10 protein-coding genes are annotated in these 13,484 nt (G+C 40.9%); 3 read left to right on the top strand and 7 right to left on the bottom strand.

Going from position 1 to position 13,484, the window contains the following annotated elements:
• Nucleotides 1-25 precede the first annotated feature (25 nt).
• The 4 genes from L1D46_RS00140 to L1D46_RS00125 form a co-directional block, all read right to left on the bottom strand.
• Nucleotides 26-430 carry a diacylglycerol kinase gene (locus L1D46_RS00140; RefSeq protein WP_130050687.1) on the bottom strand — a complete coding sequence of 135 codons (405 nt, stop codon included), beginning with the start codon at nucleotides 428-430 and terminating at the stop codon, nucleotides 26-28.
• A 7-nt stretch (nucleotides 431-437) separates the two neighbouring features.
• Entirely contained in the window at nucleotides 438-2,420 is a 1,983-nt protein-coding gene (locus tag L1D46_RS00135) for an alkaline phosphatase family protein (protein ID WP_239976508.1), read from the bottom strand.
• Between the two features lie 98 nt (nucleotides 2,421-2,518).
• Nucleotides 2,519-3,172 (bottom strand): START domain-containing protein, encoded by a 654-nt coding sequence (locus L1D46_RS00130; RefSeq protein ID WP_130050685.1) that lies wholly within the window; start codon nucleotides 3,170-3,172, stop codon nucleotides 2,519-2,521.
• Nucleotides 3,173-3,176: 4 nt separating this feature from the next.
• Nucleotides 3,177-4,697, bottom strand: a complete 1,521-nt coding sequence (locus L1D46_RS00125) for a CYTH and CHAD domain-containing protein (protein WP_167658545.1) — start codon at nucleotides 4,695-4,697, stop codon at nucleotides 3,177-3,179.
• 213 nt (nucleotides 4,698-4,910) lie between these two features.
• Between L1D46_RS00125 and L1D46_RS00120 the strand changes: the two genes are divergently transcribed.
• Entirely contained in the window at nucleotides 4,911-5,510 is a 600-nt protein-coding gene (locus L1D46_RS00120) for a TIGR04211 family SH3 domain-containing protein (RefSeq protein ID WP_130050683.1), read from the top strand.
• A 44-nt stretch (nucleotides 5,511-5,554) separates the two neighbouring features.
• Here L1D46_RS00120 and L1D46_RS00115 read toward each other — a convergent pair whose 3' ends face one another.
• On the bottom strand, nucleotides 5,555-6,037 hold the full coding sequence (locus tag L1D46_RS00115) for a winged helix-turn-helix transcriptional regulator (RefSeq protein ID WP_130050682.1): 483 nt from the start codon (nucleotides 6,035-6,037) through the stop codon (nucleotides 5,555-5,557).
• A gap of 167 nt (nucleotides 6,038-6,204) precedes the next feature.
• Between L1D46_RS00115 and putA the strand changes: the two genes are divergently transcribed.
• Together putA and L1D46_RS00105 are read left to right on the top strand one after the other, a co-directional pair.
• A complete protein-coding gene (gene putA, locus L1D46_RS00110) occupies nucleotides 6,205-10,008 on the top strand; it encodes a bifunctional proline dehydrogenase/L-glutamate gamma-semialdehyde dehydrogenase PutA (RefSeq protein ID WP_130050681.1) in 3,804 nt (1,267 codons plus the stop codon).
• A 162-nt stretch (nucleotides 10,009-10,170) separates the two neighbouring features.
• Nucleotides 10,171-11,379 carry an HD-GYP domain-containing protein gene (locus L1D46_RS00105; protein WP_239976506.1) on the top strand — a complete coding sequence of 403 codons (1,209 nt, stop codon included), beginning with the start codon at nucleotides 10,171-10,173 and terminating at the stop codon, nucleotides 11,377-11,379.
• A gap of 16 nt (nucleotides 11,380-11,395) precedes the next feature.
• Here the strand turns inward: L1D46_RS00105 and L1D46_RS00100 are convergent, their stop codons facing one another.
• Both L1D46_RS00100 and L1D46_RS00095 read right to left on the bottom strand, forming a co-directional pair.
• A complete protein-coding gene (locus L1D46_RS00100) occupies nucleotides 11,396-12,451 on the bottom strand; it encodes a general secretion pathway protein GspB (protein ID WP_239976503.1) in 1,056 nt (351 codons plus the stop codon).
• 13 nt (nucleotides 12,452-12,464) lie between these two features.
• On the bottom strand, nucleotides 12,465-13,385 hold the full coding sequence (locus L1D46_RS00095; protein ID WP_239976502.1) for an AAA family ATPase: 921 nt from the start codon (nucleotides 13,383-13,385) through the stop codon (nucleotides 12,465-12,467).
• Nucleotides 13,386-13,484: the final 99 nt, after the last annotated feature.

The following is a 13,484-nucleotide window of genomic DNA, read 5'->3' as shown; positions in this document are numbered from 1 at the left end:
TTTTTTTATTTCTGGCTTATCTGATTTAAAGATAACTTATAATTTTTTCGTAAACTGCCACACCCCAGACTAAGGCTAGAATTAGCAACGCCAATGTCACTGCCGCTGAAGCCATATCTTTAGCACGCCCTGATAATACATGATACTCAATCCCTACTCGGTCAGTCAGTGCTTCTATTGACGAGTTAAGTAACTCGACGATTAATAGTAATAAGTAAGGAATAAACAGCACTAACCAATGATTCAAAGACTGTGCAAGCACGACTGATAAAGGTAATAAACACACCCCTAGGTAGATTTCAGAGCGAAATGCGGACTCTTCTTTAAATGCCGCTTTAAATCCTTTAACTGAACATTTAGTTGCTTTAAAAATGCGTCCAATACCAATACCATTTGGCTTATTAACCAAGGGAATTTTTGGTTCTTTCATGCTTTTCCTACTGCTCGCCTTTTAGCAACAAGTGCCACGCTATGCCCATATATTGGTTATATGCGTTGAATGTTGCGTCATCTATTTTTGCAAAAGGTGTGCTTTGTTTGTTGTAACGCACATCATATCGCTGCTTTTCGTTGATCAAATGATATTCATAAATCCCCGAAAAGTCACCTCGCCATAATTGTTGTCCTTTGCGAGCTGTCTGAAAGCCAAAAATTGTCCGGTCTGTTGTTGGTGATAATAGTGATTTACCAACGCTATAGAATGCACTATTTGGCTTTGCCACCAAATTCAAAATTGTAGGAGCAATATCCATATGGCTGGCCAGCTGCGGTTCTGCCTTTAGTTGCTGTATAGCTTGACCATAAAAAACAATGGGTACATGAGTGAGTTCATATAAATTAGGCTGGTCATGAATGTAACGACGGCTGTAATGATCGCCAGTAATAACAAAAAGTGCATCAGGGTATTGCGACTCCATCTTATCAACAAACTCTCCAAGCATATGGTCCGCATACCAAAGGTGGCCAAGTGTATAGGGCGACAAAAGTTCTGAGTTTAACTCTCGTAATGCTGAAGGGTAATCATCAATAGACTCCAAGGGGTAGCCATACTGTTTTAAATTTAAATTAAAAGGTCCGTGATAACTGGTTGTCATTACAACATTAAAGGTATTTTCTTTCGCTTTATTAGCAACCAGTTCGAATAGTTGTTGATCATCTATACCCCACACACCAGCTGAACCTTTACCTCCCATGTCTGCTGCTGAATATAATCTATCAACACCTTGTGATTTTGCGTATGTCCCAATATTCTGCCAAGACAATAACCCCCCATAAAAAAACTGGCTGCGATAGCCTTGCTGTTCCAATTGCTCGAATAACGACATTGGACTAGCTGGTTTTTGTGGGCCAATCTTGCTCATATTAACGCCTGCATAAGGAATGCCGGATAAGATGCTTGAAAGCGAGTTCATTGTGCTACTCGCTGCAGGCAATGCATCTGGGAAATACAAACCTTTTTCAGCCAGTTTTTGTAACTGTGTTGTAAGACCTAGCCCAAAATACTTTTCTTGCAATGGCCACGAATCATAACTTTCCATTATGATAAGAAATATTCTCGATGGCTGCGTAGTAAGTACGCCAGTTGTAGTATGCTTTAAATTAATTAGCGGTTCGCTAATAGATTGATCATTAGCTAAATAAGGATTCTTGGAGTTAGCGCCATGACTCTGAAGTTCATTATAATCTCTGATTGCGTATATAAAGCTTCTCAACGGATTTATGACTAAGTTATTGGCGAAAGGATCTGGTGTCACTGCAGACCATTTGCGCATTGCAGGGCGAGATTCAAAAGACCCTCTTACAGCACAAATTGTTAAAACAACCATGATTATAACAAGCACTGTGCGCTTGACTTTACAATCCGTAAACAAATTACTCAGTACATGAAGCTGATGCCGATTAATCCAATTGCAAATGTTAAATGAAAAATACAATAAAACACATAATGTAATGACACTACCCCATGGTTTATATTGCATAGCGACTGTCTTGAGAATTGCGGCCTGATCGTCATGCAGCCCTTCAAACATGAAGTAATTAAACTGACTACCATACTCAGCTATGTAGGTCACACTAACAACACATAGTAACACGCTTAAACTAAGATATATCTGAGCACTGTAATGACGAACACTAGCAACCCAATGCGATTTTCGAATTGGTTGTAAGAAACAGTTAAAAATAAATGGAATTGCTAAGCAAACACCAGCAGCAGCAGAATCAAAGGCAAAGCCTGCTTTTAATGTCGTTGCAAATGTATCGAGTGTTAAAGGACTACTAAGATGGTCATAAAAATAGAATAAGAAAAACACTCTAAATGCCATAAATAAAGTGACACCAGCTAGCCATAACATTGCCAACCGAGTATTTTCCTCAACAAAGGCATACCACCGACTTGTAGCAAACGGCTTAAGTTCCATAAATACAATATCCCTGTAATAAAAACGAAACAGAGTGTATTTAAAAAAGGAACAATTTCAATCAATCTTTTGTAATTATATGTAATATTTTTGTATTACTACTCAAAATGAGGGCATGAACCGATACGGCTGGGTGATTTGATACGAGAAAATTGATTATTAGCTAATTGTTCTCGGAGTGCTTCTAGAGTTTTATAGACGCTTTTTAACGACACTTTATTACTTAACCAGCGGGGAATTGAGCCACTTGGATCTGCATAGGCTTGATGGCGTACCAACAAATTGCTTTGTTGCTCTTCTAAACGCCAATAAGCGGTAAGGTCTTTAATACGCACAATGCCTGCAACTTCGGCTTTTGCATACGGTTGGCTTTTGATTTGTAACTCTGTTTTGTGTTCATCCAAAGCATGATAACAAGAGTAACTCACTAAATCTCGGTCTGACACCGGCCAAGGCGAATTAAAATGGGTGTAAACAAGCGTTTCCGAGGGGCTTAAGCGCTCCATTAAGGTCACGCTTTTTACATTTTCAAGCCAATTTGGTGCATTGTCGGTATCACTTAACAACGCCATAAAGTCACTTGCTTTGGCATTTTTAACCAGCACAGAGGCATTAATTTCTACAATGCCAGTGTCGTGTTTTTTATAGCTAACTTTAATATCGTCTTGCTGTTTGTAAGTTTTCCATTCGATAGGATTAGCAAATGCCGATAAACTCAACCATGCTAACCCAATCCATAGGCCAAAGCGCATTGATTTACAGCCAGTAAGGGTCTGTATTAAATGAAGCGTGGCGACTTTGCTCCATTGCACTCACTAAAAATTCAGACTTTTGATCAAGCCATGATTGAATTTTTGTCAGCTCTAAGTCGTCTTGTCCTGCACATAATTGCTTTAAGTACTCAAGGGTACTTAACTCATAAATACCATGCGAGATATCGACCCACGGCATACGAAACTCATTTCGATCTTCTCTATCGAACAAAGCCCCTAAGCAGTTGCCGCTAAGTAATGAGTTTTCAAGACGCGTGCGCAGTGCCAAATAATCTTTATCTGTAAACACTTGCTGCTCAGGAATGAGCTCGTGCATGTCGTGCCAATCTTTAGCAAATAAACGCTTAGCAATATCGGCAACCGGTTTTTCCGCAGCCTGAAACTCAGCTTGCCCCCATGATTTGCGCCATTGCTTTTCAATTAACCACGTCGTTAGCTGTAATAGCAAGCGGTTGTATCGGGTGCTATGGAATAGTGTTTCAATATCGTCAATGCTTGGCTGTAGTTCTTTTAAGTCATTAATAACCTGTGTGAGCTCTGGCGCACTGTTGATCTTTTTGTAGTATGCATGGCGCTTTGAAGTGTACGTTTTTAGCTGAATTGCATTTTCAACCCAAGCTAATTCACTTAATAACCACTTTAACTCAGTGCGCAATGATTCAGTGTCGTCTTTGCTAACAATGTCGTCAAAAAGCCAAAATGTATGACGAATTAAACGAATACCATCGGTCACACGCTTAAGCGTTTTTAAACTCGGTTTAATGAAGTAACACGCTTCATGTTTTTGTACAAAACGAATCGCGTAGTTGATACTTTCGATTAATGCTTGCTCTTGCGTAGCATCACGTTTTAACGGCACAAAGCCGATTGATTTACTTGCTTTTAATGGCTTGTCATCGGCAAGCCCATAACCACGTGCAGCTTTAGAATAAAGACCTAAGCGAACATGACTCTCACTAACTAATTTATCCGCTAATGCAAACAGTTCATTGCGGCTACCTTCGATAAGTTCGATTTCAAGTTCAGAAATAGGCTCAACCTGACCCGATGCAGCAACTTCACCTTTATCTAACACCACTTCAATTTTTGCACCATTTTCGGTTTCGAGTAACCATGTACGGCGAATGAAATTTGTACTAAAAATTGGGTATAGATTCTCAGCAATGGCAGACACTTGCATTCCATGCGGCCAAATAGCGGCATCAAAAGCAAGTAAATCAGGGCGATTACCTGTGAGTGGCAAGTTGTATTCAGGGCGCTGATGAAGACCACCAACCACTTCGCCGGCAAGTTTGATGGTTTGCTCACAATCACTATCGCAACAACGAGTGCGTAGGCCAATATCTAAAGCACGTAATTCTCGGCTTGGCGTATCGTAATAAGCATTTTGTAAGCTTCGCGACGGTTTATTAGTAACGGTTTTTGCAAATTGGGTAATTAATGCGGGGATCAGTGGAACAACGGCATCTGACACCAAAAACTTCAGTTCTATCTCAGTATCCATTCGTTTTGCGGAGTACATTTAAAATAAATAAGTGCTCAAAATAAACAAAGCAGCTACTTAATGCAAATTTTTTCCTGATTTTTGCGACCAAGTCTAATCACGGATTACAATATCAGCCTTGCTATTGATAGTTGAAATCCCTACTATCTCTATACTTAAAGAAATTATAAATTTAGCCACTTCTAGGCAAGATCACATTAACAAGGTAGATTGATGTTAAAACAGTGTATTTTTGGGTTGCTCCTTGCGGCCACCTCTTTTATTAGTTACGCAGAAGAAGCGCCAAGCAGCGACAGCCAAAACACCGCCTATATAGTCGATAACCTGTACACCTTTATGCACTCTGGTCCAAGCAAAAACTACCGTATACTGGGCTCAGTCGATGCAGGTACACAAGTTATGTTGTTATCGGATGAAGATAATGGTTACTTTAAAATTCGTGATGATAAAGATCGTGAAGGCTGGGTAGAAGCAAAATTCGTAACCGAAAATGCAGGTATCCAACAACAATTTCAAGCCCTAAATAATGATATGACGTTAATGCAAGAGCAACTTCGTCAAGCAGAGATTGAGCTGCCGCAATTACAAGAACAAAATAGAGCACTGACAGATCAAAACCTAGCACTTAGCAAGCAAATCGAAACCCTTAAGAACACCATCGAGTCTGAGCGTAATGCAAAACAAACCGCAAGTGCTAAAGAGAAACGCCAGCTATTAACTTATGGCGGTGCCATTGCATTTATTGGTTTACTGTTAGGCATTATCCTAACTGTAGTGTTATCTCGCCGTAAACGCTATGACGGCTGGGCATAACCGGTAAAACTGCAAAAAAGCACCTATTGGTGCTTTTTTTGTATCTATATATCGAATCTAAGTCCGGTATCTTGTTTAATTTTTTCGATAACCATATAAGTATGATGTGTACCAACCCCTGGAATATCAACTAAATCTCCAAGCACTTGGCGGTATTCATCCATATCTGAGACTCGCACTTTTAATAAATAGTCATAGCCACCAGCAACCATGTCACATTCAACGACTTGAGGAATATTTAAAATATACTCGCGAAACACTTTAAAAACAGATGTATTAGATGTCACCAAGGATACTTGCACGTGCGCTAACAAGCTCTGGTTAAGTTTACCTTCGCTAAGCTTTGCGTAGTAGCCTTCGATGTAGCCTTCTTGCTCTAAACGTTTTACACGGTCTAGACACGGGCTTGGGCTCAGGTTTACCTGTTTTGCGAGGTTTACGTTCGATATTCTGCCATTTTTTTGCAGAGCGTCTAAAATTGCTAAATCGATGCGATCTAACATGCGTAATCTATTCGGACTGGTCATAACAGAATTTTATGCGGCTAAGTTAACGGTATGCCCTGTAAATTATCGTAAATCGAAAAATTTAACCAGCATATTCTGCTGGATTTTAATTAGAATGCACGAATTATATCAATGGTAAGAAATGCAATTAGTTCATTTTTTAGACTCCACACACCAGAGGGTTACATATGCTATTTAATGGCGATTTGACAACTGAATGTCCAATTAGACAAAAGATCCGTGATTTCTACCGTATTGACGAAAATGCGGTTATTGATCACATTTTGCCTTTGGCTGAAGTAGGCGTGAAAGCGCGTAGCCGAGCGTGGGAACGTGCTCGTCAAATGGTTTTAAATATCCGTCGCGATCAGGATGGTCAAAGCGGTGTAGATGCACTATTAAATGAGTTTTCACTTTCAAGTGAAGAAGGCGTTGTTTTAATGTGTCTTGCAGAAGCACTATTACGCGTTCCAGATAAAGCGACGCAAGAGTCACTAATTCGTGACAAACTTGCTAAAGGTGACTGGAGCTCTCATTTAGGTAGCAGCGATTCTTTATTTGTAAACGCCTCATCTTGGGGTCTGTTAGTAACCGGTAAAATGGTTAATTACAGCGACAAATCGAAAGAGCAACAGTTCGGTGTGCTTAAGAAAACAATAGGTCGTCTAGGTGAGCCTGTTATTCGTAAATCTGTGAACTTCGCGATGAAGATCATGGGTAAGCAATTCGTTATGGGTCGTACTATTGACGAAGCAATTGAACGTGCAGCGGATAAAGAGCAAAAAGGCTACGTATATTCATACGATATGCTAGGTGAAGGCGCGCGCACCATGAAAGATGCTGAGCGTTACTTCCAAAGCTATATGACTGCTATCCACGCAATTGGTAAAGCGGCAAATGGCCGTGGTCCAATCAAAAGCCCGGGTATCTCAGTTAAGATATCTGCAATTCACCCGCGCTATGAATTCACTCATCGCGAGCGTGTTATCGCTGAAATCGTACCTAAGTTAAAAGAGCTTGCGCTTGCAGCGAAAAGCTACGATATCGGCTTTACTGTTGATGCTGAAGAAGCTGACCGTTTAGATATCTCACTAGATGTGATTGAAGCAGTATTTAGCGATGACGATTTAGGTAACTGGAACGGCTTTGGTTTAGCAGTTCAAGCATATCAAAAACGCGCTATTTTTGTAGTTGAGTGGGTTGCAGAACTTGCTCGTCGCGTTGGTCGTAAATTAATGGTTCGCCTTGTAAAAGGCGCATACTGGGATACCGAAATCAAAACGACTCAGCAAGATGGTTTAGATCACTACCCTGTATTCACACGTAAAGCGACCACTGACGTTTCTTACAAAGCGTGTGCTATCAAACTACTTGAAGCTCGTGATGTTCTGTATCCGCAATTTGCTACACACAACGCATATACTGCAGCAACAATTTTAGAAGTCGCGAAAGGCGACAACGAAGGTTTTGAGTTCCAACGCTTGCACGGTATGGGCGAGTCATTATTTGATCAAATCGTTGAGAAAGAAAAAATTCAATGTCGTGTTTACGCACCAGTTGGTCAGCACGAAGACTTACTTGCGTACTTAGTACGTCGTTTATTAGAAAACGGTGCTAATTCATCATTCGTAAATGCGATAGTTGATACCACTAAGCCTGTTGAATCACTATTACCTGATCCTGTCGAAACGCTGCAAGGTTTACGTAATAAATACAATACGCAAATTAAAATGCCAATTGATTTATATGGTGAAGAACGTGCTAACTCAAAAGGCATGGACTTGACTGACATCAATGTAATCACACCATTTAAAGAAAACCTTGATACGTGGTTTGAAGAGCATCGTATTGAATTAAGCGATGTGCCTGAAGGTTCTATCCCTGTGAAGAACCCTGCAAACCATAAAGAAATCATTGGTCATGTGAAATTACAATCATCAGAAGAGATGACTGCACTTTTAGAAAATGCAGAGAAAGCATTTGAATCATGGTCACAGACACCTGTTAAAGAGCGCGCAAACTTACTACGCCGCGTTGCTGATATCCTAGAGCGTCACCACGATGAACTTGTCGCTATTTGTATTAAAGAAGCAGGTAAAATTACCCAAGATGGTATCGATGAAGTTCGTGAAGCAGTGGATTTCTGCCGCTACTACGCAGCACGCGCTGAGGAACTATCAGAAGATGAACGCTTTGAAGCGCGTGGTGTGATCTTATGTATCAGCCCATGGAACTTCCCGCTTGCTATCTTCTTAGGTCAAGTTGCCGCAGCAATCGTAACTGGTAACACAGTTATTGCTAAACCTGCTGAGCAAACCAGCCTAATTGCTCTTCGTACCATTGAACTTATGCTATCTGTAGGTTTACCAGAGCATGTTGTACAACCTGTTATTGCTCGTGGTAGCGAAGTAGGTAAAACTATCGTTCCTGATGAGCGAATTCAAGCTGTTATGTTCACAGGTTCTACAGAAACAGGGACTCTCATTTCGCAAACACTTGCTGCGCGTAACGATATTCAAGTACCGCTTATCGCTGAAACCGGTGGTCAAAACTGTATGATCGTTGACTCAACAGCTCTACCAGAACAAGTTGTTGATGATGTGATCAGTTCAGGTTTCCAAAGTGCTGGTCAACGCTGTTCTGCACTACGTGTATTATTCTTACAAGAAGATGTTGCTGATGGCATCATTGAGATGCTTAAAGGCGCTTTAAAAGAGCTTCACGTTGGCGACCCTTCATTACTTTCAACGGATATCGGTCCTGTTATCGACGAAAAAGCACTTAAAAACTTAACTGACCACGTTGAGTACTTAAAAGGTAATGCAACACTTCACTATGAATGTGCAATTCCTGATAACAGCGAAAACGGTGCTTATTTCTTTGCACCTCGTTTATACGAGATCAAAGATTTATCGGTGCTTAAACGCGAAGTTTTTGGCCCGTGTGTACATATCATCCGCTTCAAAGGCACAGAGCTTGATAATGTGATTGATCAAATCAATGGCACTGGCTTTGGCTTAACCATGGGTGTGCACTCACGTATCGAAGAGCGCTGCGAGTACTTAGCGAAAATGTCACGTGCAGGTAACGTTTACATCAACCGTAATATGATCGGTGCGATTGTTGGCGTACAACCTTTCGGTGGCCGTGGTTTATCTGGTACAGGCCCTAAAGCCGGTGGCCCTAACTACTTACAACGTCTTGTGAAAGAAAAAGCATCACCAGATAACGTACAAATGACAAATCTAACACCTGATGAGTTAGATACTCACCACTACTCAGGTGCTGCTGAGCAAGTTGCTAAGCTGATGGATAACTCATTACGTGATGAAAAAATCTGGCGTGCAACACCACTTAACGACCGAGTTTCTGCTGTTCGTCAATTACTTGCAAAAGTAGCGACTGTTGAAATCATTGATGAACTTGCTGATGACTTAGCGTTAACCTTAGCTGATGCACGTGCACAGCTTAACCGTCTTGAAAAACACATGCGTAAACACACTGTGTTGCCTGGGCCAACGGGTGAGTCTAATACGCTGCACTTAGAGCCTCGTGGTTGTGTAGTTTGTTATGCCGACAAGAGCACATCGTTTAACTTCTGGGCAATTTCAATTATCACAGCATTAGCTGCTGGTAACACAGTAATCACGGTTGCTTCTGAGTTATTCTTTGATGAAGCAGTTGCATTTAGGGATAAGTTTATTTCAACAGGTATTGCTGAGGGTGTATTCCAAGTTGCTAAACCTAATCAGTTACAAGCAATTTTAGCACATCCTCACCTTGCTGGTGCTGTTGTAGCTGCACGCTCATCACGTTTAGGCTACTTCAGCCAGCAGCTAGCACAGCGTAAAGGTGCGATTCTGCCAGTGATCAGCTCAGAGTACTACGACACGCTAATCAAGCGTTTATTAACTGAGAAAACAATTAGTGTTGATACAACCGCATCTGGTGGTAATACATCACTAATGACATTGGTTGAAGACGACGAGTAATCGTATTGATTAAAGGAAATTAACCCCTCCTGAGCTAAATAAAAGCCCTCGCAATTGCGAGGGCTTTTTGATTTTTAAAGATACCTTTTCATTATTCTTGTTTACCGAGATACAAATTTTCTGCTAGTTTTATAGTATTGAACTCGATTAGAAGTAAAGGCCTTGAAAACACTCCCTATCAATCAACTTAAGCCGGGCATGTTTGTCCAAAGTGTAACGAAACAGACTGGCAAGATCCGTATTAAAAACCAAGGTTGGGTAAAAACACAGGGAAGCATAGACAAGCTGATCAAGGCTGGTATATTAGAAATAGCTATCGACCCAAACAAAACACTGACTTTAGACAGTGAGAATAAAGTGGTTGAGCAGCAAAATAACCCACAACCTGCTGACGACACCACTGCTTTTGATCCCTGGCACACCACTCATAGTGTGTCGGCAGAAATGAGTAAGGCAAATAGCTTATATAACGAAGCAAAGTCATTACAAAACAAAGCCTTTGACGATATACGTGATGGTAATAAAATTGATATAGCTCCTTTTAAAGACCTAGCAAACGGTTTTATTGATTCGGTTTTTCGTAATCAAGACGCCCTCGCCTGTATCACTCGTATGCGTGAGAAAGATGCTTATCTACTCGAGCATTCAATCAACGTATCAATTTTAATGAGTATTTTTGCCAAACATTTAGGGATAGAAAGATCGATAATCCAAGAAATTGCCACAGGTGCATTACTGCACGATATCGGCAAAATTAATATTCCGGATGAAATTCTCAATAAGCCAGGCAAGTTAACAGATGACGAATATAAAGCCATTCAAGATCATGCTCGCTTTAGTAAAGAGATTTTAGAGCAAGCAGGCTTGAGCGGTATTGCTGTTGATATAGCAGGGTTCCACCATGAGCGCCTAGATGGCAGTGGCTACCCATTTGGTAAAAGCGCTGATGAAATAAGCTTGTACGTACGTATGGCTTCAATTGTTGATGTGTATGATGCATTAACCGCTGAGCGGGTCTATAAAGCAGGTATGGAGCCAATAAAGGCGTTTAAGATACTTAAAGATGGCTGCCCTGATAGCTTTGATGGAGACCTAGTAACCAAATTTATACAGTGTATCGGTATTCACCCTGTTGGCACCTTGGTAAAACTTGAAAGCCAAAAATTAGGAGTGGTAACACGTAGTAACCCTACCAGCCCATTAAAGCCCTCTGTAAAGGTTTTTTATAATGCCAAACATGCACACTATACCGAAGTACAAGATATCGATTTAGCAAACAGCCGCTGTCACGATAGCTTAGAAGCAGCTGTCAGACCGACTGACTTTAATATCGATCTGATCCGCTTCTTTAAGAACTCTATTTTACCTTAGCCCTTAGTAAGACTGGCTACTCAGGCCAGTCTTGTAATGCTTTTAATGTAAACTCATAACCATCGTAGCTTAATAAAGTTTGCTCAGGGGTGATTTCAACCACAGATAACACGCCGATGTTATCTCCTTCATATAACTCTCGGCCATTAAGCTTTATCCAACGCTTAGACGTTTCTGAAGCATAGATGTGTGCTTGGTATTTAATTGTTGGAATAAGGCTTTGTAATGCATCTGGCAAGAGTTCAATAGGCTCTGCATAGGACGTGTTTTTAGTACTTCGAGTAATATCGACACTACGTTTGCTGTCAACATCTTCAACAGCCTTAGCAAAAGCGTCTTTCAATGTATCTGGCACATCTCTTAACTCATCATTGGCTGATGATGTAGAAACAGGTTGAACTGGCTGACTACCGAGTGGTTTACCAAGCACCTTATATTTACTTAAATCGACACCGTTACTACTCATTTGTTGAGGATTAATTTGCTGCATTGGTTGCGAGAACTGTGGCTGTGATTGATACGCAGGCTGATTTTGGTATACCGGTTGCTGGTACTGAGGTTGTACTTGATAGCCTTGATTGGCGTACACAGGAGCTGAATTAACTGGCACTTGCACCCATTGATATTGCTGACCTTGCACCGGAACTTGCTGCATCATTTGTTGCTGTACCGCTGCTTGTTGCATTACTTGACCTTGCTGAATAGCAGCTGCTTGTCCTGCATTATTTTTAGCTTGCTGAGGTTGAATTTGTGCTACTTGCTCTTGTTTAGCAGGCTGTTCGTTTTCAGGGCTTGTCTTAATCTCAGTCGAGGTGCTTTCGGTCACTTCATTGTTGTTATTAACGACCTTTGGCTGCTCGGCAAATGGTTTAGTTTTCTGTAACCATTTACCAATCGAAAATCCAGCCATAAGCGTTAATATTGCCGCTAGTAATAGGCCAAATAAAAAAGCTAATCGACGATAACGTTTAAGTTCTTGCTGTTGTTTGAGCGCTAGTGCAGCTTGATCGTGATCAACCGCGGTTTGTTCGTGCTGACCTGACTGTTTAATTGCATCTAATAATAATGACATAAATGTAAACTCGTTATATTAGGTAGGATAAACCAATACCCATCCCTAATACGGCTAAAAATGAAACTGGGTAAAGCCAAACATAACTCGGCTCTTTATTTTCTATTGCAGCAACAGGAGTGCTGGTTGGCGGAAGTGCTTCGGCGGCAGAGCGCATCACAAGCTCACTGTCAATACTCAGCTTTTGTTGAGAAAACGCGCCGACTAGGCAACGCTCACACAGTAAATTGATTAACCTTGGAACGCCTTGAGTAACTTGATAAATCGCTTTTAATGCATCACCCGAGAATAAAGCTTGTTCTGTCCCCGCTTTAAACAAACGATGCTTAACATAGGCAAACACTTGCCCTTCAGTTAGTGGCAATAAGTGATAACGCGCAGTGATTCGCTGAGCAAGTTGTCTTAATTCAGTGCGTTTTAGTAGCTCTTGAAGCTCAGGTTGCCCTACTAACACAATTTGCAGCAGCTTCTTATGATCTGTTTCGATATTGGTTAACAGCCGCAACTGTTCTAACACATCTGGCGCGAGTAGTTGTGCTTCATCAATAATTAAGATGGTATGGCCGCCTGCTTGATTATTTGCCTCAAGGTGTTTTTTGATTACATCAGTGAGGGTCTTTAAGGTCGCATTAGTGCTGTCATAGTCGATATTCAATTCATCACAAATACTGGCAAGCAGTTCAAGCTGTGACAAAGCAGGGTTATGAATTTGTGCTACTTGAGTATTTTCAGGTAGCTGCTCTTGCAGGCTTCTCGTTAGTGTTGTTTTACCTGTACCGACTTCACCTGTTAATAAAACGAAGCCACCCGCTTCACCTAATCCGTAGGTAAGGTGTGCTAATGCCTCTTTATGACGCTCACTAAGAAATAAATACTCAGGATTTGGGGCAATTGAAAAGGGTTTTTCTGACAAGCCAAAATAGCTTAAATACACCGTGTTATTCCTTGCGTTTAAAATCACGGTCTATAATGGCAAAAAACCTCGCTACTTAAAACCTTGTTTACATTTTATTGGTTAAATAACGTAAAATAG

This window comes from Pseudoalteromonas sp. Isolate3 (assembly GCF_022398505.1).
GTDB classification, from domain to species: Bacteria; Pseudomonadota; Gammaproteobacteria; order Enterobacterales; family Alteromonadaceae; genus Pseudoalteromonas; species Pseudoalteromonas apostichopi.
The sequence above is the reverse complement of the archived record's forward strand: the minus strand, read 5'-3'. Positions and strand labels throughout refer to the sequence as shown.